Origin of the sequence: Leptolyngbya sp. NIES-2104 (genome assembly GCF_001485215.1) — a bacterium.
Lineage (GTDB): Bacteria > Cyanobacteriota > Cyanobacteriia > Leptolyngbyales > Leptolyngbyaceae > Leptolyngbya.
Genome location: NZ_BBWW01000001.1, coordinates 778,378 through 802,904, shown reverse-complemented (window position 1 = coordinate 802,904; position 24,527 = coordinate 778,378). Strand labels below are relative to the sequence as shown.

Here is a 24,527-nt window from a genome sequence, read left to right as displayed (position 1 = left end):
AGAAGTGTGTAGCTGTGCGTGTTTATGGAGTGTGAGTGTGAAAAGAATCAAACGGATCGGATGGACTTTAAAGCTAGGAACGATTGCGCTACTAGCTTCAACTTAATTTCTATGTAACAAGACTGCAATCTTTTTCTCCTGGAGTGCATAGACTTTTAAGATCGCCCGCAGGTACGAGTAAGCAGCGGATTCCTAGAAAGGCAACCGCCCTGAATCACTTACTCGATAAATGAGAAGTGTGTAGCTGTGCGTGTTTATGGAGTGTGAGTGTGAAAAGAATCAAACGGATCGGATGGACTTTAAAGCTAGGAACGATTGCGCTACTAGCTTCAACGACTGCCTATGCAACTGAACCCGGTTCTACCCAGCCTGATCCAGTTCTCAAGCCCCTAACCTTTATTAATCTGGCTCAAACCGATGCAACTCCTGCCGCACCCACTCCAAAAGCCGCTGATTTGATTGTTCCTGCCAGGGCTGGAGTCGGATACAACACATCAGGTGGGGGATATGAAGGGTTTGGCAGTTTCCAAGGCTTTATTCCGCTTTATCAGACTCCAGGACAGGATCTGGGATATCTGCTCGGTCGGCTACTGCTAGATAATGATGCCAAGTTGAGCGGCAATGTTTTGTTTGGCTATCGGTTCTACAATTCTGCGGCGAACCGCATTTATGGCACTTACCTGTCCTACGACAATCGCGATACTGGCTCCAACGTCTTCTCTCAGTTAGGGGTTGGCTTTGAAACGCTGGGAGAGACTTGGGATGCTCGGTTGAATGCCTACATTCCGCTAGGCGATTCGCGTCAAACCGTTAGGCAAAGCGCTTTCAATACAGGCACTCAAGTCAGTGATTTACAGTTTCAGAATAACTTCTTGCTCGTGACGGAAACGCGATCGCAACGCATCATCCGCGATCTAGAAGCGCTGGTCGCTGGTTTTGATGGAGAGGTGGGAGTCAGGCTGGCGCGGTTTCCCAATGGCGGAGATGTCCGGGGATACGCTGGACTCTACTACCTATCTGCTGGAGAGACTTCCTTTGGTGTGCGCGGTCGCCTGGAAGCTCGTCCCCTGAATGATTTGACGCTGGGGCTGGGAGTGCAACACGACGGCATCTTTGGAACGAATGTGATTGCGAGTGTATCCCTGAGCTTTCCCCCAAGTCGTTCCCGCCGATCTGACCCCACCTCCGTCTTAGCTCGCTTGGGAGACGATCCCGTTCGGATCAATGCGATCGCCATCGATCGACAACAAGAAATCAAAGATATCAGCACCACCTCTAATATATTCCTGACGAATCCCGCCACAGGACAACCTTATATCTTTCAGCATGTAACGCTCGGAGCTAGCGGCGGCAATGGCACCTTTGAAAATCCGTTCGGCATTGTCCAATCGGCGTTAGATACAACACGATCGGATGGTAATGCGATCGTCTATGTGCAGGCAGGTAGCAATCCTGGCATTCCGGCGTTTACCATTCCCGATCGTGTTCAAGTCCTGTCCACTGGAGCGATTCAACCTCTGGTAGCCACTCTCAATGGTCAGCCATTACCAGGATTCCAGATTCCTCGCTCTGGTAGTGGAGTCTTTCCAACGATCAACGGCACGGTCACGATGCGAAGCGACACGGTGTTATCGGGCTTTACGATCGCCAGTGCTACTGGTGCTGGTGTTGCCTTTACCAATGTCAATAGCGTTGAAGTTCGAGATAACTTCATTCGCAACACGGCAGATACAGGCATTTTGGGAAATGGAGCGACCACAGTGAACCTGCTTCGCAACCAGATTGACAGCACCAATAATCAAGGGATTTTTCTACAAAACATCGGGACGGCAACGATTACCAATAACGTGGTCAGCAACACGATCGAGAGCGTAGCAGATGATGAATTGCTCACCGCTAACGGTCAGGGAATTGCGATCGTCAACTCTGCTGGACAGCTCGATCTCAACTTAATCAATAACCAGATTCGTGCCAATTTCAGCGACGGTGTTCTGATTGGCTTAACAGGAAGAGCGAGCGGCACCACACCAGCAGCTACCGCGAATATCAACATTTCTAACAACACGATCGAGAATAATGGCGGTGCAACTCCGGTGCGGGGAGATGGCATCGCGATTGGTTTAGGACAAGATGCGGTGGTGAATAATCTGCTGATCGAAAACAACACGATTCGCAATAATGGCGATGAAGGCATTGATATTCGCTTAGGATTGCAAGCAATTCCCACCACGAACCCCACAACTGCCCGATTGGGGGGCACGATTCAGAATAATACGATCGCTAACAACGGACAAAACGGCGTTCAGGTACAGGCGCGGGGCAGTACAACCGCAAGAGTATCGATCGATCGCAATACCATCAACGCCAATGGGCTACTGGGGGTTGATCTCAGCACTGCGAGTGTGATCGGCTTAGGCACGCCCGATCTCTCTGCCAATGTCCGCCAAAATACTTTTACTCTAGGTACAACTCCTCCCCCAGGTTCATTTTCTCGCGTTGTTCAGGCTCAAACCACTCCCAGTCCGGGTGTTTCCCAAACCCTGTGCCTGAACTTGACCGGAAATACCTTCGCCAGTTTTAGTGAAGTGGTGCTGGACAATGTGGCAAATGCCTTAAGGGGTGACAACGAAGCTAGAGAGCAGACTGAATCAGGGAAATGGCGTTGAGACCTCGCTGAAAGAAAAGGCGTTTTTGCGGCTTGAGTGCCATCAGTTGACCTGCCAAGGTTGACCACAAATTCAAGGGTTCAATCCATAACTTGCCATACAAGCCAATCCAGAAAGCACTGTGACGCTTTGTTGTCCGCTTTGGCTCAGTCACACGAGCGACGTAACGCTGCACTTGTTTTTTGCGAATGCGCCGCCCTTGTAGGGTCGAGATCGAGTAGGCAATGGCAATCAGGACCAGCAGGGCAGTAAAACGCCCGAAATCGGCATGACAATCTTCGAGGTGATAGCCGCCGGATTTGTAGTCTTTGAACAGGGGTTCAATCGAGAAGCGAGTGGCATAAGCGTTGAGCGTTTGTTCGGCATCGACGAGATTAGTCAGAAGATACCAAGCATCCGAACTCGATTGACGGTAGGCACGCTTTTGGCGCAAGACTAAATTGTGCTTGCCGAACCCGCGATTTTGCGTCACTTGAATTTGCAGATATTGCTCGGTGATTCCGGGCGTTTGCGGCAAGTCATCAAGGCGCGTAAACCTGCTGCTGTCGTCTGGTTTGACGGTCGTACTCTTCGGTAAACGGAACACGAATTTGACTCGCTTTTCTACACACCAAGCCGCCAGTTCAATGCTGTGAAACTCACGGTCTCCGAGCAGAATGAAGCGATGCTTTTTCAACAGATGAAACACAGGGCGTAACACTCTTCGTTGTTCAACAAGTGAACTCTGTCCTTGCTTGTTCAGCCACATCCAGTGCAATGGAATCGCTCGCTTATTGTACACAAGACTCACCATGATCAAGTTATGGTCTTGCCATTGGGTACGGTCAATCACCAGATGAAGTGGTTTGCTCCGGGGATGATGTCGCTTGACCCACTGCTTGACAATCGGAAACCAGATCGCTTGCGGAGTCAGTTGCGGCAAGCTCAAGAATCGTTGAATGTTTCGTCGTCTGCTCTCAAATAGAATCGGTTGCGGAAATAGAGTGGCTAAGCGTTCAATCGTAATTCTGCGCTCTTTGTGCAACAGTTCGACCAAGATTTCTAGCGTCACAAATTGCGTCTGGGTTAATTGCGATTGTAAACAGGTTTGATAGAATGAGGGCAACATATTTTAGATCGATGAGGTGAAACAATTGGAATCACCTCATTTTTTCTGTCTCTCGATACTGCTATCCGGCATCTTCTCTACGGTTCAGCTGCGTTGTCACCCCCTAAGGGCAAATGCTCCCGCCCATACCTTTTCCTTAGTGGGAACTCCCGCTCAGGTATTTTTTACTAACAACACCTTTGCGGCACCAGCGAGCCTATTTTCTCCAAGAGGCTTTAACTTTATTGCCAATGTGCCTGCCTGCCCGTAGGTGAGTTGTCACGCATCAGTGGGGATGGCGATCGCTTATTTACCATCCCCGCTTCTGGAAATTGATCTCAAACAGTAATATCCAGCGCTTAACGATCGCCGCCTCGCTGATGGCTTTATGCCTGGTTCAGCAACACCGAAAGCGTACCGTCATTAAGGTTCGTCACGACCAAATCAAGTTGAATGTCCCCGTTAAAATCGCCTGCACTGATAAAGAATGGACTCCTTCCGACTGTGTAATTAATGGCGGTTTGAAAGGTGCCATTCCCATTCCCCAGCAACACCGAAACAGTGCCAGAGAAATTATTATTCGTCACTGCCAGATCTGGTTTGCCATCCCCATTAAAATCGCCCGCACTGATACCGTATGGAGTAGTTCCGGCTGTGTAATCAACGGCGGTTTGAAAGGTACCATTCCCGTTCCCTAGCAACACCGAAACAGTGTTAGAACTTACATTCGTCACTGCCAGGTCTGGTTTGCCATCGCCATTAAAATCGCTCGCACTGATGCTCTTTGGACTCCTCCCGACTGCATAATTAACGGCGGTTTGAAAGGTGCCATTCCCATTCCCCAGCAACACCGAAACGTTATCATTGGTCACTGCTAGATCTAGCTTGCCATCGCCATTAAAATCGGCAACATCGACACCAGACGGAAACCTTCCCGCAGCGTAATTGGCTGCCAGAGCAAGCAGGGGAAAATTACCGCTTCCGACAATTTGCCAGTTCGTCTCTGGCACAGAGGTAAAAACTGTGGTTGCCACATCGGTGCCACTCATCAGCCAGATCACCGCTTGATGGGTCGCTGTGTTGCGCCATACCAGGTCGGAGTTGCTATCGTTGTTGAAATCCCCCACGGCTTGAATTCGCCAGTTCGGGTCTTGTACCTGGTGGGTCAACACGCCCGTTGTCACGGTGGTGCCGTTCATCAGCCAAATCACATTCTGCCCGGATGCTGTATGCCTCCACACCAAGTCAGAGTTTCCATCGCGGTTGAAGTCACCCGTTCCCGAAATCTGCCAGTTCCCATCGGGCAACGGCTCGATAAAGCTGCCCGTTGTCACAGTGGTGCCGTTCATCAGCCAGATCGCATTCTGCCCGGATGCTGTATTGCGCCATACTAAGTCAGAGTTTCCATCGCGGTTGAAATCACCGACTCCTGCAATTCGCCAACTTAAATCCGGAACCGAGTCGATCGACACGCCGCTTGAGAGCGATGTTCCATTCATCAGCCAGATCACATTCTGCCCGGTTGCTTGATTACGCCATACCAAGTCGGAGTTGTTATCGGAGTTGAAGTCACCCGCGCCGACGAGTTGCCAATTGAGATCAGGTACTGCTGTCGTATATTTTTCAACAGTTAGGGAAGTCCCATTCAGTCGCCGGATGGCATTCTCTCCGGTCAGTAGATTCCTTAGAATCAAGTTTTGTCCTAGGTCAAGACTGGTAGCAGTAGCAGGCATAAAGCAATATCCCCTGATCTCTACATCTAAAAGCAAACAGGTTTGAATAGACAAACATTATAGAGTTACTGTCAACCCGCAAGTATCGCTGTCACTTGATAGGATTCGTTGATCATCAGCCAAACTTGCATAACCCTGCATTCTCGCCCGCAAAACAATCTAAGTAACCTTGCTAACTTAATTGGAGATTTGAACAATGCAACGTTTATCTTTGTTTTCATTAATTACAGTTGCAGTATGGAGTGCAACGCTGCCAGGATGGACTCAATCTGCGTCCCTTCAAACGCCGAGCCGCTCGTACATTGGACTGAAATATCTGGATTTGCCGAGCGGATTACAAGGTCGAAACGGTTGGGTGCTGGGGTTACAGGAGAATGGCGACTTTAGCTATACGGTGAGTCAGGTCAGCGACAGTCATAAAGGCATGGTGTGGCTGAATCGATCGTTAGGGCATGATCCTGCAACCGGAAAACTAAACGCTCTCGTTGTCGATGTTGTAGAATTACCCACGCTCTCGAAAACACAAGTTTTCATGGGCAATCACTTCTGTTTTCAGAACGGAAAACGCAATGAGAATTTAATGGCGATCGCAGAAGCAACTAACACGCAATATCGAACTAAAATCTATCACGCTTGGAAAGTCGATCGTGCTAAAGAAAAGATTAAAGCAATCAGCACCAAAGGCATTGTTTGCGAAAATCCGACTGGGGGCATCTAACCGCATCTTGTCTAGATTACACAGGTTAGAGTACGTACCTTTTAGAGCCTTTTTGAAAGCGCGATCGCATCGTAGTCTGTCATAGATGTAACCGACAAGCACAACGATCTCTTGACTTAGTAATTTGTCATCTATCAAATTTGACAACACCTTAAGTCTTCTCCTATATTGATCAACTGAGTAGACTTTTTACTCACCTTTGCAACCGACTCTCCGACGCAATTCAGACTGCTACCGTCCAGACAACATTATTTCAGAGAACAGAATAATTTGCATTCAGTTGCAATCGTGCTCTAGTGAGGAGTGGAAATGCTCAAACAGCTTCGATTGGGGACGCAGTTTACGCTGCTGCTCACGCTCATTTTTCTAGGTGGAATTATCTTGAGTGGGATTACGTTATCCCACGCGATGCAACGAAAAGCTGAGGATGAGATTTCAACTAAAGCGGAACTGCTCACCCAAACCATGAATGCAGTAAGGACTTACACGAGTGAGAACGTTGCGCCGCTGCTGAAGCCGCAACTAGAAGCTTCGCCCAAGTTCATCAGTGAAACCGTTCCTGCCTACTCTGCGCTCACCGTATTTAAGAATTTTCGCAGCCAACCCGAACACCAGAATTACGTCTACCGGGAAGCAACGCTCAATCCCACCAATCCTAAAGATAAAGCGGATGAGTTTGAAGCCAAGCTCGTGGAGCAGTTCCGTCAACAGCCGGATCTCAACAAGATATCTGGCTATCGGACGATGGATGGCGTTAACTTGTTTTTTACGGCTCGCCCTTTGGCAGTTAAGAAGGACAGTTGTTTGCAGTGCCATTCGACTCCCGACAAAGCGCCCAAGAGTCAGTTAGCGACCTTTGGAGATCAAGGAGGCTTTGGATGGCAACTCAACGACATTGTTGCGGCTCAGACGATCTATGTGCCGTCGGATCAGGTGTTTGATCGCGGGCATCAGTATTTAGGGCTGACGATGGGCATTTTTGCTTCGATTTTTGCGATCGTGGTGCTCTTAATTAATCGATTGCTGAAGCGAAGAGTCATCTCTCCGCTCAATCAACTCACCACGATCGCTCGCAATCTGACGACAGATACTATCACCGCAGAGCAAGTGAGCGAATTCAACTCTCCCAAGATTGCCAAGGTTGCGCGTCGAGCGGATGAACCGGGACAACTGGCGCGATCATTTCAACACATGGCGCTAGAAGTCGCTCGACGAGAGCAAACGCTCAGTCAAGCCGTTGAACAGAGAACCGCTCAACTGGCTGACAGCATGAAAACAGCACAACAGGCGAAAGCTCAAGCTGAAGAAGCGAATGCAACAAAGAGCAAGTTTCTCGCGAATATGAGTCATGAGCTTCGCACTCCTTTAAATGCAATCATCGGCTACAGCGAGATTTTGGTCGAAGAGATCAACGATTTGAAAGTGCCAAGCTTGATTCCCGATGTGCGAAAGATTCATGGCGCGGGCAAACATCTTTTAGGGTTGATTAACAATATCTTAGATCTCTCAAAAGTTGAAGCGGGCAAGGTTGAACTGTTTCTAGAAACATTTGCGATCGCGCCATTAATGCAGGAGATCACCGATACAATCCATCCCTTAATCGTCAAGAATCAGAATCAACTCGTGGTGAATTGTCCATCTGACATTGGAACAATGCGATCGGATATCACAAAGCTTCGACAGAGTTTATTTAACCTACTTAGTAACGCAAGCAAATTTACCGAACATGGTACAGTTACGCTCACCGTAGAGCGTCCAGAGCCAGATTGGATTACTTTTGCAGTAAGTGATACTGGCATTGGGATGACTCCGGAGCAGCAAGCTAAACTGTTTCAGGCGTTTACTCAAGCTGATATTTCAACGACGCGCAAATATGGCGGAACGGGATTGGGGCTGGTGATCACACAGCAATTCTGCAAACTTTTGGGTGGAGAGATTCACGTCGAGAGTGCAGCAGGAGAAGGCACAACCTTTAAGATGCGGCTCCCAGCAGAAATGGCTCAAACCGAGAAAGCTGCACCAGAGATTCCTCAGTCAACCGTCAAGCGTGAAGTCATGGGCGATGGTGGAACGATTCTTGTGATTGACGATGATCCTGCTGTTCATGATCTGATGCAGCGTTTTCTCGGTCGCGAAGGCTATCACGTCATTGCAGCGCTCGGAGGGCAAGAGGGCGTTAAGCTTGCGAAACAGCAGACTCCCGATGTGATTTTGCTCGATATTAGAATGCCTGAAATGAGCGGATGGGAGGTTTTGAGCCTGCTCAAGTCTGAACCTGAACTGATGAAAATTCCGGTTGTCATTGTCACGATCGAAGAAGATCAAGCCCTGGGATCAGCTTTGGGAGCCGTGGATTACTTACTTAAACCTGTAGACTACGATCGCTTAATCACTCTACTAGAGCCATACTGTGCAACCGCTGCTTCAACTTCTGTTTTGGTGGTAGAAGACAACGCCGAAAACCGAGACATGATCAATCGCCAACTGACGAAAGCAGGCTGGCAGGTCTTAGAGGCAGAGAATGGGCGCAAAGCTTTAGAAGTCATGCAAAGCGAGAAACCGAGCGTGATTTTATCCGATTTGATGATGCCGGAAATGGATGGCTTTGAGTTCATTCGCGAACTGCGCCAGCATCCTGAATGGCGATCGCTGCCTGTCATTGTTCTCACGGCAAAAGATTTGACTGCTGAGGAGCGCCAATGGTTAAGTGAGCGAACGCAACGAGTGTATTCAAAAGGTTCGAGTAACCGTCAGCTTCTCGATGAGATTCGCAGTTTAATCAAAAAAGCCCCGCGATCGTAGGAATAAACCATGAACCGCTCCCCCGTTCAAAATCGCCTGCTCGTTTATCTTCGTCACGAACTCTGTACGCCGATCAATGGCATGATCGGTTACAGTGAGCTTTTGCTAGAAGAACCCCAAATTCAGCAGAATGCAGCGCTTCTTGATGATTTGCAAAAAATTTATGCTTGCAGCAAGCAGCTACTGAGTTTAGTCAGCACCACGCTCGATCCCGAAAAGCTAGAAACCAGCGAAATCGAGGGAGAGCTAGATAGGTTCGGAACAAAGCTGCGAGTCGAACTGCTTACGCCCTTGAGTACGATTATGGGCTATTGCGAAATGCTGCTCGAAGATGCCCCCGCCGAATCGATTCCCGACTTAAATCATCTCAATGCTTCGGCTCAACAGCTTCTCATTCTCGTAAATGATATTGTGAGTCTCGCACAGCAGCAGCTACAAATTCTTAACGAACAAGGGGAAGCTGCGACGCTTTCGGTCAAGAGTCCAGCCGCAGTTAATTTTCTACAAAATGCAACCACAACGTTTGTGAGTTTGCATCGAGCATCCCCTGAGAAGCAGATTCAGGACGGGATGATTTTAGTCATTGATGATTCTAATCCCGATCTTCTTGCTCGCAAATTGAAACGACAGGGCTACACAACAGTTACCACTGCAACCAGCGCTCAACAAGCGTTAGAACACCTCAAAGCAGCGCCTTGTGACCTCATCCTGCTCGATGTGATTATGCCAGACATGAACGGCTTGGAATTGCTAGAGCAACTCAAACAGCATGAAGCTTGGCGGCATATTCCAGTGATTATGATTTCTGCTTTAGAGGAAATTGAGGGGGCGGTGAAATGTATCGAACTAGGAGCAGAAGACTATTTGCAGAAGCCCTTTGATCCTACGCTACTAAAGGCAAGAATTGGAGCTTGTTTAGAGAAAAAACGGTTGCGAGATCAAGAAATCCTCTATCTCCAACAAGTCGATCGCTTAACCACAGCAGCAGCAGAAATCGAAGCAAAAACCTTTACTCCAGATAGCCTCAATGACCTCAACCAGCAACAGGATGAGTTTGGGCAGTTAGTTCGAGTGTTTCAGAAAATGGCGCAGGAAGTTCAGTCTCGCGAACGAACGCTAGTCCAACAGGTGAATTTCCTGCAAGCTGCCGTTCACAAGGATCAGAGGGTGCAAATCGCAGACGAACTTGCAGCAACCAACCATTTTCGCCAAAATCAGAAACGGGGCAAAGGTGGGCGAGATGTTGAGAACTTATATCGGGGTTCGCTCTATCCTTCGCTCTCTCGCTTCTCCGCAAATGAGGAACCCACGATTCAGAAAGTGAATTTATCCACGATCGCAAAACGCAATCGCGATACTAAAAAGATCATGATTCATGCTTTCCGAGGGGGCACAGGTAAATCGAATTTAACCAGCAATCTCGCGATTAGTCTGGCAAAGCAAGGATATAGAGTTGGGATCATTGACACCGATTTGCAATCCCCTGGAATTCATCTCTTGTTTGGGTTAGAGGATGAAACAGTTACTTTAACTTTGAATGATTACTTGTCAGGGCGCTGTGCTTTGCATGAAGCAGCCTATGATCTCAGTCGAGTTTTACCGGAACAATCTGAGGGAGCCGTTTATCTGATTCCAGCCAGTGTGAAAGCAGGTGAGATGACTCGAATTTTGCGAGAAGGCTACCACGATGAGAAGTTACTCGATGGATTTTCTGAAATTAGTCGCGATCTGAGTCTAGATTTTCTACTGATTGATAGTCATCCTGGAATCGCGCCAGAGACTTTACAAGCGATCGCGGCTTCGAGTCTATTGCTGCTCGTGCTTCGCCCAGACTATCAAGATTATCAGGGAACTGCGGTGATTGTAGAACTGGCTCGAATGCTGTCGGTTGAAAATATTGCTTTAATTGTGAATCGGGCATTGCCGAACTTTGATGTCGAAACCTATCGCCAGCAGCTAGAAACGTCTTACGATGTCCCAGTTGTCGGAATTTTGCCCTTCTCAGAAGAGATGATGCACCTATCGAGCAGCGAGATTTTCTTAGTGTGTTACCCCGATCATCCTTTAACAAAAGTCATTGATCAAATTAGTCAGCAGTTAATTGGTTAGTATTCGCAGGAATGACAGATGACCACGATCCTTTTAGTTGAAGATAATGAAATCAATCGTGATATGCTCCGTCGTCGTTTAGAACGAAAAGGATATCAGGTGATTATCGCCGTCAATGGTGCAGAAGGGGTGACGAAGGCTCAATCCGATCAGCCTGATCTCGTTCTGATGGATTTGCATTTGCCCATCTTAGATGGTTGGGAAGCTACTCGACAGATTAAAGCTAATCCAAAAACTCAGCAGATTCCAGTCATTGCTTTGACCGCAGATGCGATCGCGGGTGAACGTGAAAAAGCGATCGCGGCAGGTTGTGATGAGTATGATACGAAACCTGTAGATTTTGCGCGATTACTTGAGAAAATGGATTTACTGCTCAAACCAGTCGCACCAAAGCCTCCAGAGCCAGTGAATCACACTCAACCCTCAGTTTCGTGGTCATCGCTTCGTCAAGAGCTTGAACTGCCAATCTACAACATGATCAGCTATAGCGATATGTTGCTCGATGCGATCGAAGATTCATCGCTCTCGAATGATCTCCAAAAGATTTATGTTTCAGCTTTGCAATTGCTCAAATTGGTGCAAGGTATTTTGAATCCAGTCCTACTCGAAGTCCAACAGCAAGACTGGACGATTGATCTTTTTGCTCCAGCACTCCGACGGGAACTTCTCACTCCGCTTAGCACCATTATCGGTTACTGTGAACTTTTACTAGAAGAAGCTCCTGATGATTTTGTCTCGGATCTAGAACAACTTCACGCCTCAGCCCAGCAATTATTAAGTCTGGTGAACAATCTCGATCGCGTTTTAGCTCGTCATACTCAAAAGCACGAATCCAGTGGGTCTTTCACTTGGCAACCAACCCAAAAAACTGACTTCTCTGTGAGTGGAAACAATCCGATTCTGATCGTTGCTGCAAATACTGCGATCGCCAGACAACTCGAACGCCAGGGCTATTTCGTCAAGATTGCGACAACTCAGCAGCAAGCTTTAGAGATTCTTTCTGATGCTACTTTTGATCTAATTTTGTTGGAGGTGAATCACATAGAACTATTATCAGATCAGAAATTGAAAGATGTTCCAATTTTGCTCATTGCTGCTTCTGACCAGATGCCGCAAGTTTTACAAGGAATTGCACTCGGAGCAACAGATTACCTGATCCAACCCTGCCCATCGACGCTACTGCGTACAAAAGTAGCAACTTGTTTACAATTAGTTCAGTTACGTGAGCAAGTCGAGCAGTATCAAGGCGTTGTCGAAGAGCTTAGAGAACAAAAGCAACTCGAAGCTGACCTCAAGCAGCAAGTCGAAACATTGCAGTTTGAACTAGAGCAAGTGAAGCGATCGTCATCGTTGCAAGCTGCCGAGGTTGTACAACCCGATGATCTCCAGCCTGAGCTTCCAGAAGTACAATCCCCGAATTCACCCTTGAAAATTCTACTCGTTGAAGACAATGAGCTAAACTCCGATATGCTCAGTCGTCGGTTACTGCGTCACGGCTATGAAGTTGTACTTGCAGGTGATGGAGCAGAAGGAGTCTCAAAAGCACTTTCAGAACAACCCCAAGTGATTCTGATGGATATCAGTTTGCCTGTGATGGATGGATGGGAAGCAACACAGCAACTCAAAGCCAATCCACAAACGAGCCACATTCCCATCATTGCTTTAACGGCTCATGCGATGGCAGGCGATCGTGAAAAAGCGATCGCGGCGGGTTGCAATGACTATGATACCAAACCGATCGAGTTACCCCGCTTACTTAGCAAAATTGAAGACTGCTTGAAAAGCTCTATCTCTGTTAAATAACTATGTGTGGAAATTTTGGTTTTTTGGGAAAACGGCTCCCGCAAGATGAGGCTGAACTGCTACCCGCACGAGTGGTAGAGATTTTCAAAACAATGGGTCGAGAGACTGAGATTCGAGGAGAGCAAGCAGGCGGCGGTGCAATTTTCGCTCGCGATCGCGCCAATCAAGCGATTTTTGTGGGCGAAAAAGTGGTCAATCAAAAGCGAAGAAATCTGACTCAATCTCTAGAATCTGCTTTCTCAAAGACTCGGCGCAAAGCCGCAGGAAAAGGCGCTAAGGCTTCAGATGAGGCAGTGGTCGGAATCTGGCACTATCGATTTGCCACCAGTAGCGCACCTGCTGTTTTAGAGACTCACTGGCACGAATGGATGCCTGCTCGATTTGCAAACGTTTGGCGTGTCGAAGCGGGAAAATGGATCTGCGATCGACTGCTCGTGAATCATCGAATCACTCACAACGGCGACTTTGATGGTTGGACAATCTTTGATGACACGATCGAGAATGCAGAGCTAGGACTTTGGCTACAACGAGTCTTACACACGCCCAATGCTGCATTGGGCGACTCTCCCAAAATTGCTGGCATGATGGATTTATTAATCACTCAGGGCATGTGGGATGCTTCCTTAAGATTGGCATATCAGATGGCTGTTGCAGAATCGACGCGAGATGCTTGTGGCGGAAAAACGCCGACAAAAGACGCTCCGAACACGGCTCCCACTGAAGCTCAGATTCAGAATTGGAGCACGATCGTTGAAAAGGTTTTTCTTGACTATCAAGACAAGCTTCTCATGCCTTATGCAAACTCAATGCTTGAACTGTCGAGAAAGCATGTGAATCAATTTGAGCAGGAGCTAATTCAAGCTTTAAGTCAGACGATCGTGTGTGAAAAACTCGCCGCTTTTGTCAAAACTGCAATTCACGTTTTCTTTCATAACAATCTGTATCAAGCCACGAAGCTCTTTCTATCCAGAGCGCAGGGTAGCTTTGGACTCGTTACAGCTTCTACGTTGAGCGAAGCAACACTTGTGGTCAGTGCTTGGGGACAACCGATCGCAACGGGCTTCAATGTTCAAGATGATTACATGGTCTATGCTTCAGAACCTGCTGCGGTCGATGCGGTACTGTCTCATATTCCGCGATCGTATCGATTAGATCTCGATCAAAAAGGGGGCGAAATTGCCTGGGTCGGCGTGAATCACATCACCGTTTACTCAATGCTCGAAGACCGAGAACTGCGAAGCTCAGAACTTGAAGAGCGTTGGATTCCGCTACAAGGCAATTCCTACATTCTGCCTCCCGAAAAACATGCAGTAGATCCCGTTCAACGTGACATTCAGGAAATTCCTAAAATTCTCAAGTCGATCGAGCAATCTTGGGATGATCCCACTTCATTTAATCGGCAGACCGCAGATTATTTCGTTGAACTCCTGATTGAGAAAGCGAAGAACCTCAAACTAGAGCGGGTCACGGATACACCCGCAATCGATTTATTGATTACAGGCGTTGAAAGTAGTCTTTGGCTCGGTGAGCGATTTGCTCAAGATCTCGTGCTGATCTGTCCAGCTATGATAGTTAAAACCATTTCCTCAAATCAGCTCCTCCAACGATTGCAGTACGATGGCAGCTTACGACTGGGCAAGACCTCGATCGTGCTTGCAATCAGTCAGTCTGGACAAACCTTTCCAACCCTGCAAGCCACGAATGCTCTAGAAGAATTGCGCCAGCAAGGAAACATTCGCGAATTCTTTATCCTCACTGGAGAGATGTGTAGTCTGATGGGAACTGCAATCTCTCAGTACTACTATCAAGAGTCAAGTTTTACGAGACGAATTTTCATCAATGGCAGCGGGCGACGAACCGCAGAACCCACAACCGTCGCGATCGCTGCGGCTCAAGCCACTCTAACAGAGCTACTGCTATACATTGCAAAACAGTTAACTCATCAAGGTGCATTTGGCATGACCTTATCGACTGCCGATGTATTGATGCTAGAAAGAATGAAGATTGATTTCCCAACCCGTGCTGAAGCGATCGTGGGAATCACTGCCAAAGGCGAAATCAATCGATCATCCGATTATTCTCAACTGATTCAAAGTAGTAAAAAGTGGGCACAGCATATCATTGAAGCGCCACTTGTGTGGGCAATTCATGCCCTCTACATTGTGGTCACAGTTGGATTCGGCATTCCATTGGTTCAAACTGTATGTTGGATCATTTTCGGTTTTGCCAATCTGTCGATTCCTGGATTTTTACTGCCTTTATTGATCGTTGCAGACATTCTGATTTACATCTTTGGTCCTTGGCTCTGGAGTCTAGCACTGCGATATTTTCAGCATCGACCGCTTCTGGCACGAACTGGGAAACGTTCCGTTCTGATTGGGGATGCGCCTTGGATTCATCAGCTTCTCAGATGTTATGTGAGTAAGCTCTTTTCTCTCAGCTACGGGATTGCTTCTTTAGAAGTACATGGCGGGAATCCACAAGACCATATGCTGCACCATTACGGACATCGAGTGGTCAGAGGCTCTCTGATCTTTCTGGGCATTCCCGATGGGCGGCGCAGTCCGATGCAGAAGGAGAGTGAAAGTGCCATTGTCATGAGCGGCAAGCAAGCCATTGGAGTGCAAAACCTAAGTACAGGTGCAGAGATTATTGCGCTAGGACATGATCCAGCGATCGCACATCAAAGTTTTCAAGCTGCGATCGTTCTTTCTAGTTCCAACCTTGACGCTTCTTGCGATCGCCAAATCGCGCTAGAAGAACTCCGAGAATCAAGATTCACTGGGTTTGAGAGATTGTTAGCAAGCTATGTGTTCTTCTGGGCAATGGCAAAACAGGTCGCCTCATTCCCGCTCCTGCAGTATCAGCACTGGAAATCTCAAAGTCGCACTCGAATTATGACGACTGCTGCCCCTGTTTCACGGGCAACCGTCGATCGATCAAAGCGCTCGATGGAACGAAGTGAAGTGTAGAAAGCAATCAGTGAGAAAGTGCTGGATTCAGAACCGTAGAAGCTAGAACGTCAAGTGTATCAATGTGCAAATAGATTGGGATCTCAATCCATCTCGATTTGATCGCGCAGAACTTGGCAAGTTACAAACTCAACTCGCCGCCGCGCAAACGCCCAAACAGCGAATTGATTTGTACGCGGAGTCCGGCTTATGGTACGATGCGATCTCACAAGCCCGCAAAAGTCCTCAAAATCAATCTGCTGTACTAGAGTTGCTCGATTCTCTTGCTAGTTCGGAAGCTCAAGCGTTGAGGGAATGGCGCGATCGCCTGATCGAAATCAAGAAACTTGAACAACAGAGACAGCGCTAATTTCTTCCGATTCGAGTACCGATGACTTAAAGAGATTGCTGCCTTTGAGAATTCACATCGAACGACAATTGAGAGATCGTTTGAGGCAATCGCACTTCCCTCAAGTCGAATTAATTCTGAGCAGTGACGGCGATGAGTTTTACCTATTTGGGAAGACGAAATAGCTTACAAAAAGTGGCATGGTATCGATACAATTTCTCTTCAATCTATGCCTCAACACGATTTGCCCCCAGAAATTCAGCGACCGATGCAACATACCGCTGCTCATCCTGCCTTTGAGAAGCTTGCACGGCTTGGGTATGCAGCGAAAGGCATTGTCTATTTCGTGGTCGGATTGCTTGCAGCTCAAGCAGCATTCGGAACTGGAGGACAAACAACTGACACCAGTGGGGCATTGCAAGAAATTGTCGCTCAACCCTTTGGGAAGTTTTTGCTGAGTTTAGTCACGATCGGAATTGTGGGGTATGTACTGTGGCGATTGGTACAGGCAGTTCTTGATCCAGAAGGCACAGGTCGAACCGATGGAGCAAAGCGAATTGTGCAACGCATTGGTTATCTGATTAGTGCGATCGCATATTCAGGGTTAGCACTTACCGCAGTCCGATTAATTACAGGCAGGGGTAACACTAGTGGATCAACCTCAAGGGATTGGACAGCACGCTTCTTGGCACAACCGTTTGGGCAGTGGATTGTTGGCTTGGCGGGGTTAGTTGTTTTAGGGGTCGGACTTTCGTACTTTTATCAGGCATACACTGCTAAATTTCAGCGACAGTTTAGATTAAATCAGATGACTGCGACAGAACGCACTTGGGCAAAACGGCTCGGTCAGTTTGGAATTGCATCACGAGGTGTTGTGTTTAGCATCATTGGGGGATTTCTTATGCTGGCAGCGTTATCCTCGAATGCCAATGAAGTGAAAGGATTAGGGGAAGCTCTAGCAGTTCTGGCTCAACAACCCTTTGGATCTTGGCTTCTAGGAATCGTTGCTCTGGGTTTGATCGCTTACAGCATCTATTCGCTGATTGAGGCGCGATATCATCGGATGATGACCTGATCTTGGTGAAGACCTCCTTTTCAGATCGCAAACGCATCGGACAGTCCTCTCTTAATTCTGGGAGCGAGCACGTAACACTTGCGCTGCTTTTAATCTAGAATTCTCAAAGCGTTGATTCCCTTATTTAACAAGTTGCTCTGCCTGTGTTTTTTGAGCATTGCTAACTGTTGGAATCGCAGGAGGCATTTGAGCATGAATAGACGAAGCACTAATTATGAAGTGCGATCGTGAGCAGAATCGGAGAAGCAATCTGACTATTGAACTTATGCTAGATTCACGATCGCTGAATTGTGACCTGAACGCGACGATTTTTCTGCCGCCCAGTTGGACGATCAGAACCATCTGGCTTTGTATTAGGGGCTACCGGACGAGATTCGCCAAAGCCTTGTGTTGTCAGCCGGGTGGAGAAAATTCCTCGATCGATCAACCAAGATTTCACGGCGTTAGCTCGCCGCTCAGACAACTTTTGATTGTAGTTATCATCCGCGATCGCATCCGTATGTCCTTCAATCTGAATTTTGCTACTTGAAGCTTGAGCATTAATAATTGTAAGTAGCTTTTGTAGAGCCGCGTTTGCATCAGAACGAATCGTGGACTGATCAAAATCAAACAAAATATCAGCAGGGAGATCAATCCGAATTTCATTTCCGACAACCGAAGCTCCGAGATCTTGTAAAGCGCGATCGACCGGGGAAAATGCACCGCTGATACTCGATTCACTGCTAGAAAATTCGCTGTTTTGACCAGAAATTTCAGCCGAAGGGCTAGGTGTCACAATTTGTAATGGTCGCCTGTTCTACTCCATCTCAAAATACTGCGACCGTTCCTGCTTTCTCCGTGAAACTGATGGCGCATTCTGGCAAACCACACTTGGGGCACTCGGGCAGAATTGTCATCTTGATAAGCGATGGCAGCTTGTCAGGGATGTTGGGCAGCAGGGTAGAAATAGAGAATTCCGAAGTATTTCGAGAGAAGTAATGCCAGAAAGCAATCTGTCAGCACAGGTGCAGCGTCACCGACTTGGATTCGGAGTCGCAGTAAAGGGACATCCGCTAGTAAATCTCCGCTGTAAGCGCTATACGAATAAGAAAGAGATTTACGCGGCTCAAGGCGCGATGGGTCAATGTTCATAAGCTGTTCGAGAAATTTTGAGCGCTTCACTTCATTGCGTTTACGATAGGCGTAGGTCTTTTTTTACGCGTGAATCCAATCTTCGTCAAGGTACACTAGCAAGCTGAACACGAACAAAAGCAACGGAGCCAGGATGAATTCGAGGCATAAAGATTTGATATTGCAGGCTTACGCGGCATTCAATCGACAGGATGCCAACGCACTGCTCGCTCTCCTAAGCGATGATGTTGATTGGCCAGGAGATGAGGTCAGGCTGCACGGCAAAGATGCAGTCCGATTGCACTTGCTCGGAAAGTGGGCAAAAACTCGCCCGCACGATGAACCCGTCGCAATGAGTGATCTCTCAGAAGAGAGGAGCGCAGTTCACATTGACCAAGTTGTTTATGCGCTAGACGGTTCTGTTATCTCAAGAGGCATGTTTGAGATGACGTTCCAAATCGAGGATAAGCTGATAGTGTGGATGAATTTCAAAAAACTGTGATGCGCGAAGAAGTGTTCTCTGTAAAGAACACAACAAACTAATCGCCCTTTCACGACAGGGCGGCAAAGTCGTTGCCACCATCCTCCAACTGCTGATCTATGAGTGTTCATGATGTTTGAGGAAAGCAACGGGATGTTATCAGAAGAGGTGTGCAGTACACAGATTAAGTCGGCTCTTCCAGGACTACACCGTTCCCTCATGGATATCGTCGGTGCAATAAATCGTCCCGAACTGGATCAAGCGATGCTTGAGATGGCAGGGCTGAGCCTTGAACCCGCCCTATTCACGCCCCTTGTGCTGATTGCCAAGTTTGGTCCGATCGGCGTGGTGAATCTTGCGGGGCGCGTAGGGCGTGACTACACAACCGTTAGTCGGCAAGTCGCACGGTTAGAAGAACTCGGTCTGGTCAGCCGTCAGATTAGCTTGACGGATCGACGAATGCGGGAGGCAGTGATCACACAAAAGGGCAAGATCGCGACAGATGCGATCAATGAAGCGCGTGAACAAATCGCTTTGACGCTATTTCAAGGCTGGTCGCGCGATGACTTCGACCAACTCGTCCGGTTGATGCGAATGCTTGCCGACGGGCTAAACAAGACTCCCGGTGGCAGTGCGTGATTAAGGTAGATGCAAGATCTGAAAGGATGAATTCTGAAACTTGCTAGAAGCATCTCTTAAATATGTGTATAATACACATATCTTCGTATTGGATGGTAAACAATCATGAGTTCAAATCAGCAGTTTTTGCAAAATTTATACGAAGCCTTCAACAAAGGCGATCTGGAAACTGTCATCTCGGTGATGCATCCGGCCGTGAAATGGGCGAACGGGGTGGAAGGTGGTTTCGTTTATGGACGCGACGCGGTGCGTGAGTACTGGACGAATCAATACAAGGTAATTCAAGTGCAGCTTGAGACCTTAAAGTTCGAGACGGATGAAAACGATCGCAATGTCGTGACCGTTCATCAAATCGTCAGAGATTTGCAGGGCAATTTGCTCGTGGATACGACACTTCAGCAGCTCTTTACGATTGAGAATGGCTCGATCGTTCTTTATGAAATTGGCGAAGCCGAAACAATCCAAGAAAAGATTCAAAAGACGAAAACTCCCAATGAGTAATTGGGAAAGCAGTGACAAATCGCGAAGCCTGTCACTCTTCGCGGAGCAGTCGAGCTTAGAGCGCTTGCTTTGATGCGTTAGCGGCTAGCTCTGAACTTCAATAAATCTAAGAAGCTCATTGGCATGGTAAAGCGTCCCAATGGAATATGTTGAGAACTTTCGGGTTTGTAATGCACCCAGAACGCCAGAGCAAATTTTGGTGGAAAAGGACGTTCAACAATGGCACCAAAACCCTCCAATCTGTAATCAGGATTCATAGCAATCCCGATCGACGAATCGCTGCCCTGAAATGCTGGAGAAAGTCCTTTCGCAGTACAGGCGGCATTAATTTGATCAACGGTTTGACGAGAATTTGCTAAGGTAGCAAGTAAATTGTCTACAATTGCTGTCGTGGTTACAACGGTCATGAGAGTAACTCCTGCAAAGTAAAAAAGTAGTCTTTGTGGCAAGATGGTAACTTAGAAGATTCGAGATCCCTGATATCTTCTGTTGTTCAAATCCATCCAAGTAAGCGCTTTGCTTCAGCAATGCTTTCCTATTTACCTAGTGGGAAGTTGCATCACTCGTTTATGCACTTTGAAATCTTTTTAGATGAAAGCTGCTGTAATGTAGCTTTAGAAACTTTCGATCGCGATTTCGTCTCGCTTGAAGGTTATCTAACGCCGTTCTTTAACCTTGGTAACATCAGGCAAGCGTTTCGTTCGTTTCTTAAATTTTACCTGCATAATGCAGTTTCAATCCGACCCACCTAAGGGTATCGATGAAAATGGTTGAACGAGTTCGTAACTTCTTCGGGCGAAGAGTGAGTGTTCGCACTCGTTACAAATCATTAATCGTCGGTTGAAACTGATTGGAAGGTTCTTGAAAAGGAAAAGCGAAGCACGATGACACAGAAAGAGGCATTAGAGATTATCACAGAGGCTTTGGCACCAGAATCTCTGAACACGCTGCAAGTTGATGTATTCGTGGGAGCTTGGAATAAACAGTCTTACCATACGATGGCAAGAGATCTGAACCACGAATATAGCTACATTAAAGACGTGGGGGCAGAACTGTGGAAAATGTTATCGCAGGCACTTGGAATTCAGGTCACGAAACTCAATTTACAAAATACTCTGGCTCGGTATGCTCACCAAGAGCAAGGTGCTTCACACACACTCACGCAAAACAGCAGCGTGGACTGGGGAGAAGCGATCGATGTTTCTCAGTTTTATGGACGACAGACCGAGCTAGGCACACTAGAGAAATGGGTAATCCAAGAGCGATGTCGATTCGTCGCGATCGTTGGGATGGGCGGCATCGGCAAAACGATGCTCGTCACAAAGTTAGCTCATCAATTGATGGAGGCTGAACCGTTTGAAATTGTGGTCTGGCGATCGCTGCGGCAAGCTCCGCCTCTAATTGATTTCCTCACAGATTTAATGCAAGCAATCGCGCCTGATCGGTCGTGTCCGGCTCAGTTTGATGCACTCCTGCGTCAGTTGCTCGAACAGTTACGGCAACATCGCTGTTTGCTGATTTTTGATAACGTTGAGGCAGTTTTGTCGAGCGGTGAGTTAGTCGGAACTTATCGAACAGGCTACGAAGCTTATGGCGCTCTATTTCAGCAATTGGCAGAAGGACAGCATCAGAGTAGTGTCTTGCTAACGAGTCGTGAAGTCCCATCTGAGGTGGCGACTCAAGCTAGTCCACTGCTGCCTGTCCGTTTACTCAGGCTAGGACAGTTATCGATCGAGGAAGGAGAACTGATTTTAGCGGCGAAAGGAGTATCAATTCAGACAAATCGATCGCAGGTGCGGGAACTTATCGATCGCTATCAAGGAAATCCCTTAGCCTTAAAGATCGTGGCAACACAGATTCAGGATTTATACGATAACAACATTGCAGCTTTTTTGGAACAAGAGACGCAACTCTTCAAAAACATTCGGGATTTGCTCACTTCACAATTTGATCGCCTCAGTGTGATCGAACGTCAAGTCATGTACTGGTTAGCCATCGATCGAGAAGCGGTCAGTGCTGAACAGCTACAAGCTGATTTACTTCCCTCAATTACTCACGGGAAACTGCAAAACGCGCTGGTTTCGCTTGATCAGCGGTCTCTGATCGAGAAAACTAAGCCGACTATAGTATCTAAGGGCTTTAGCTACACTCAGCAGCCTGTGGTGATGGAATATGTGACCGAACGGTTGATCGAACAAGTGTGTGAAGAAGTAGAGCAGGCGCAAATAGATTGCCTCAAGAGCCACGCCCTGACCAAAGCGCAAGCAAAAGAGTATGTGCGAGACATCCAAACGCGGTTGATTGTACAGCCGATTTTGGTTCAACTGATTGAGTCGCAAGGCGGTCGTGAAAATCTGAAGGCTTTGCTGCTGCAACTGCTGAGAACTCAGCAAGACCAAGCTCCTTTACAACCAGGGTACTTTGCTGGCAATGCGATTAATTTACTCTGTCAAATCGGAGCTGATTTAAGTCATCTAGACTTTTCAAACCTAGCCATTTGGCAAGCAGACTTGCGAATGACTCAGTTGCATGGAGCAAATTTTAGTCAGGCAGATTTGAGCCACTCGATCTTCACTCAAGCGATCGATGAAATTCTGTGTGTTGCTTTTAGTCCGGATGCGAAACAGATTGCAACGAGTCACAGCAGTGGTGAAGTGTGTATCTGGCGAGTCGAAGATGGGCAGCAGATCGCCACATTCCGAGGCATTGCGTCTGGGGTGAACTCGATCGTATTTAGTCTTGATGGCGAAAGTTTAATCATCAGTGATGTCGATCGCGTTGTAAAGCGGCTGCATATTGGGTCTGGAACAGTTCAAGGTCGGTTCTACGGGCATACAGGCTCGATTTGGAAGGTGGCGTTGAGTGCGGAGGGTCGCCTGCTTGCGAGCGGGGGCGAGGATCTCACCATCAGAATCTGGGATATGCAAACTCAGGAGTGTTTGCATATTTTGGAAGGATATCAAGGCTGGGTAGCGGCGCTGGCTTTTGCTCCTCTTGGTCAGACCTTAACTGAAGGCTACCTTTTAGCCAGTAATGCTGCCGATGGGACGATTCGATTGTGGAACGTCGAAACGGGGCAAACGTTGCATGTGCTTGAGGGGCACACGAGCGGAGTGTTATCAGTGGCATTTAGCCCGGATGGTCAGACGATCGCAAGTTCGAGCCAAGATCAAACCATTCGCCTGTGGGATGTTCGGACTGGACAAGCTATTGCAGTTTGGCAGGCACATGAGGGAGCAATCTGGACGCTTGCTTTTAGCCCAGACGGTCGAATCTTGGCGAGTGGTAGTGAAGACCAAACCATTAAACTATGGAATGTTGAGACGCAGCATTGTTACCGTACGTTGCTTGGACATACTGGAGTGGTGCAATCAATCTCTTATAGTCCCGACGGGTTAGCACTGGTGAGTGCAGCCCTAAATCAATGTATCCGCCTTTGGGAAACACGAACTGGACAATGCCTTAAGATCTGGCAGGGTTACTCGAAGGGGGTGTTCTGCGTTGTCTTTCACCCCAATGGGCAAAAGCTAGCGAGTGCTCATGGTGATAAAGGACTGCGCTTGTGGGATACGCAGACTGGAGAGTGCCTCAAGTGGTTACAAGGACACAGCGATCGCATTACGTCTGTTGCGTTTAGTCCAGATGGGCGGCTGCTTGCAAGTGGAAGTTATGATCGAACGATTCGCTTATGGGATGTCGAGAGCGGCAATTTTTTACGTGCCTTCCGAATGTCGAGCTGGGTGAAGTCAGTTGATTTTAATCGCGATGGATCGATGCTTGCAAGTTCTGGGATCGATCGGACGGTGCGCTTGTGGGAGGTCGAAACCGGGCGATGTCTGCGTGTGATTGAACCAGCGTTCACCTGGGTTCCAGCGGTGGCATTTAGTCCAACCGAGAATTGTTTAGCAATTGGCGGTGAGACCGGAAGTGTAGAACTGTGGGATGCAACTCATACTCAATGCCTACTCACGCTCGAAGGGCATACTCGCCAGACCCACACGATCGCGTTTGCTCCGATCGCGGATCGGCTGGCGAGTGGGAGTTATGACCATAGTGTGAGGGTGTGGAACTTGCAGACTGGGCAGTGTCTCCAGACTTTGGAGGGACATCGCCGCGAGGTTTTGAGTATCAACTTTCATCCTCAAGAGAATCTGCTGGTCAGTGGAAGCTACGATCAAACGCTTAAACTTTGGGATGTGGAACAGGAAACGAACATTATGACTTTACAGGGGCATACGAGTCCGATTTGGTCAGTGATGTTTGACCCAAGTGGGCGAAGGATAGCGAGTGGCAGTGAAGATGGTTCGATTCGGCTTTGGGATAGCCATACTGGGGAGTGCTTGAGGGTTTTGACTGTCGATCGACCGTATGAAGATATGAATATTTCAGGCACGACGGGATTAACGGACGCACAAAAAGAGTCGCTGCGGGTGTTAGGTGCGATCGAGCGCTAAGGATAACATCTCATTCGATCGCGTTTAGTAGTCCTGAAAGCCTTTACGA

Annotated in this window: 17 protein-coding genes; 12 read left to right on the top strand and 5 right to left on the bottom strand. The window is 47.8% G+C overall.

Going from position 1 to position 24,527, the window contains the following annotated elements; genetic code table 11:
• Positions 1 to 269: 269 nt before the first annotated feature.
• The gene (locus NIES2104_RS03735) at positions 270 to 2,666 is read left to right on the top strand and encodes a right-handed parallel beta-helix repeat-containing protein (protein ID WP_058995869.1); all 2,397 of its coding nucleotides are present in this window, start codon (positions 270 to 272) and stop codon (positions 2,664 to 2,666) included.
• Here the strand turns inward: NIES2104_RS03735 and NIES2104_RS03730 are convergent.
• Complete coding sequence (locus tag NIES2104_RS03730; protein ID WP_058995868.1) at positions 2,632 to 3,774, bottom strand: IS4 family transposase; 1,143 nt, start codon at positions 3,772 to 3,774, stop codon at positions 2,632 to 2,634. The genes NIES2104_RS03735 and NIES2104_RS03730 overlap by 35 nt on opposite strands.
• A gap of 365 nt (positions 3,775 to 4,139) precedes the next feature.
• A complete protein-coding gene (locus tag NIES2104_RS03725; RefSeq protein WP_058995863.1) occupies positions 4,140 to 5,486 on the bottom strand; it encodes a VCBS repeat-containing protein in 1,347 nt (448 codons plus the stop codon).
• 196 nt (positions 5,487 to 5,682) lie between these two features.
• Here NIES2104_RS03725 and NIES2104_RS03720 point away from each other — a divergent pair, with 196 nt between their 5' ends.
• The 7 genes from NIES2104_RS03720 to NIES2104_RS03690 all read left to right on the top strand — a co-directional run bounded on the left by NIES2104_RS03720 (position 5,683) and on the right by NIES2104_RS03690 (position 17,293).
• Positions 5,683 to 6,204, top strand: a complete 522-nt coding sequence (locus tag NIES2104_RS03720; RefSeq protein ID WP_058995861.1) for a hypothetical protein — start codon at positions 5,683 to 5,685, stop codon at positions 6,202 to 6,204.
• Between the two features lie 309 nt (positions 6,205 to 6,513).
• Positions 6,514 to 9,006 (top strand): response regulator, encoded by a 2,493-nt coding sequence (locus NIES2104_RS03715; protein WP_058995859.1) that lies wholly within the window; start codon positions 6,514 to 6,516, stop codon positions 9,004 to 9,006.
• 9 nt (positions 9,007 to 9,015) lie between these two features.
• A complete protein-coding gene (locus NIES2104_RS33315; protein ID WP_072218022.1) occupies positions 9,016 to 11,115 on the top strand; it encodes a response regulator in 2,100 nt (699 codons plus the stop codon).
• A gap of 18 nt (positions 11,116 to 11,133) precedes the next feature.
• Entirely contained in the window at positions 11,134 to 12,918 is a 1,785-nt protein-coding gene (locus NIES2104_RS33310) for a response regulator (RefSeq protein WP_058995857.1), read from the top strand.
• 23 nt (positions 12,919 to 12,941) lie between these two features.
• Positions 12,942 to 15,890, top strand: coding sequence for a hypothetical protein (locus NIES2104_RS03700; protein WP_225895201.1), 2,949 nt, complete (start codon positions 12,942 to 12,944; stop codon positions 15,888 to 15,890).
• 64 nt (positions 15,891 to 15,954) lie between these two features.
• Positions 15,955 to 16,239, top strand: a complete 285-nt coding sequence (locus tag NIES2104_RS03695) for a DUF928 domain-containing protein (protein WP_058995854.1) — start codon at positions 15,955 to 15,957, stop codon at positions 16,237 to 16,239.
• 208 nt (positions 16,240 to 16,447) lie between these two features.
• Positions 16,448 to 17,293 (top strand): DUF1206 domain-containing protein, encoded by an 846-nt coding sequence (locus tag NIES2104_RS03690; protein WP_058995851.1) that lies wholly within the window; start codon positions 16,448 to 16,450, stop codon positions 17,291 to 17,293.
• A 274-nt stretch (positions 17,294 to 17,567) separates the two neighbouring features.
• Here NIES2104_RS03690 and NIES2104_RS03685 read toward each other — a convergent pair whose 3' ends face one another.
• On the bottom strand, positions 17,568 to 18,068 hold the full coding sequence (locus NIES2104_RS03685; protein WP_058995850.1) for an OmpA family protein: 501 nt from the start codon (positions 18,066 to 18,068) through the stop codon (positions 17,568 to 17,570).
• A gap of 143 nt (positions 18,069 to 18,211) precedes the next feature.
• The gene (locus NIES2104_RS03680; RefSeq protein ID WP_058995847.1) at positions 18,212 to 18,424 is read right to left on the bottom strand and encodes a hypothetical protein; all 213 of its coding nucleotides are present in this window, start codon (positions 18,422 to 18,424) and stop codon (positions 18,212 to 18,214) included.
• Between the two features lie 133 nt (positions 18,425 to 18,557).
• Here NIES2104_RS03680 and NIES2104_RS03675 point away from each other — a divergent pair, with 133 nt between their 5' ends.
• From NIES2104_RS03675 to NIES2104_RS03665, 3 genes are all read left to right on the top strand, one after another.
• Positions 18,558 to 18,905: a nuclear transport factor 2 family protein gene (locus NIES2104_RS03675; RefSeq protein WP_058995845.1), complete on the top strand. Its 348-nt coding sequence runs from the start codon at positions 18,558 to 18,560 to the stop codon at positions 18,903 to 18,905.
• Between the two features lie 132 nt (positions 18,906 to 19,037).
• Entirely contained in the window at positions 19,038 to 19,523 is a 486-nt protein-coding gene (locus tag NIES2104_RS03670; RefSeq protein WP_058995843.1) for a MarR family winged helix-turn-helix transcriptional regulator, read from the top strand.
• 105 nt (positions 19,524 to 19,628) lie between these two features.
• A complete protein-coding gene (locus tag NIES2104_RS03665; RefSeq protein WP_058995841.1) occupies positions 19,629 to 20,024 on the top strand; it encodes a nuclear transport factor 2 family protein in 396 nt (131 codons plus the stop codon).
• Positions 20,025 to 20,101: 77 nt separating this feature from the next.
• Here NIES2104_RS03665 and NIES2104_RS03660 read toward each other — a convergent pair whose 3' ends face one another.
• Positions 20,102 to 20,431, bottom strand: a complete 330-nt coding sequence (locus tag NIES2104_RS03660; RefSeq protein ID WP_058995839.1) for a hypothetical protein — start codon at positions 20,429 to 20,431, stop codon at positions 20,102 to 20,104.
• 477 nt (positions 20,432 to 20,908) lie between these two features.
• On the opposite strand from NIES2104_RS03660, the gene NIES2104_RS03655 reads away from it, so the two are divergent.
• Positions 20,909 to 24,478 (top strand): NB-ARC domain-containing protein, encoded by a 3,570-nt coding sequence (locus NIES2104_RS03655; RefSeq protein WP_058995837.1) that lies wholly within the window; start codon positions 20,909 to 20,911, stop codon positions 24,476 to 24,478.
• The last annotated feature ends 49 nt before the right edge of the window (positions 24,479 to 24,527 follow it).

Bases quoted from the DNA above. Each gene is read 5' to 3' on its own strand.
- NIES2104_RS03730 (WP_058995868.1), bottom strand. From the start codon at position 3,774: ATGTTGCCCTCATTCTATCAAACCTGTTTACAATCGCAATTAACCCAG.
- NIES2104_RS03725 (WP_058995863.1), bottom strand. From the start codon at position 5,486: ATGCCTGCTACTGCTACCAGTCTTGACCTAGGACAAAACTTGATTCTA.
- NIES2104_RS03720 (WP_058995861.1), top strand. From the start codon at position 5,683: ATGCAACGTTTATCTTTGTTTTCATTAATTACAGTTGCAGTATGGAGT.
- NIES2104_RS03715 (WP_058995859.1), top strand. From the start codon at position 6,514: ATGCTCAAACAGCTTCGATTGGGGACGCAGTTTACGCTGCTGCTCACG.
- NIES2104_RS33315 (WP_072218022.1), top strand. From the start codon at position 9,016: ATGAACCGCTCCCCCGTTCAAAATCGCCTGCTCGTTTATCTTCGTCAC.
- NIES2104_RS33310 (WP_058995857.1), top strand. From the start codon at position 11,134: ATGACCACGATCCTTTTAGTTGAAGATAATGAAATCAATCGTGATATG.
- NIES2104_RS03690 (WP_058995851.1), top strand. From the start codon at position 16,448: ATGCCTCAACACGATTTGCCCCCAGAAATTCAGCGACCGATGCAACAT.
- NIES2104_RS03680 (WP_058995847.1), bottom strand. From the start codon at position 18,424: ATGAACATTGACCCATCGCGCCTTGAGCCGCGTAAATCTCTTTCTTAT.
- NIES2104_RS03675 (WP_058995845.1), top strand. From the start codon at position 18,558: ATGAATTCGAGGCATAAAGATTTGATATTGCAGGCTTACGCGGCATTC.
- NIES2104_RS03670 (WP_058995843.1), top strand. From the start codon at position 19,038: ATGTTATCAGAAGAGGTGTGCAGTACACAGATTAAGTCGGCTCTTCCA.
- NIES2104_RS03665 (WP_058995841.1), top strand. From the start codon at position 19,629: ATGAGTTCAAATCAGCAGTTTTTGCAAAATTTATACGAAGCCTTCAAC.
- NIES2104_RS03660 (WP_058995839.1), bottom strand. From the start codon at position 20,431: ATGACCGTTGTAACCACGACAGCAATTGTAGACAATTTACTTGCTACC.
- NIES2104_RS03655 (WP_058995837.1), top strand. From the start codon at position 20,909: ATGACACAGAAAGAGGCATTAGAGATTATCACAGAGGCTTTGGCACCA.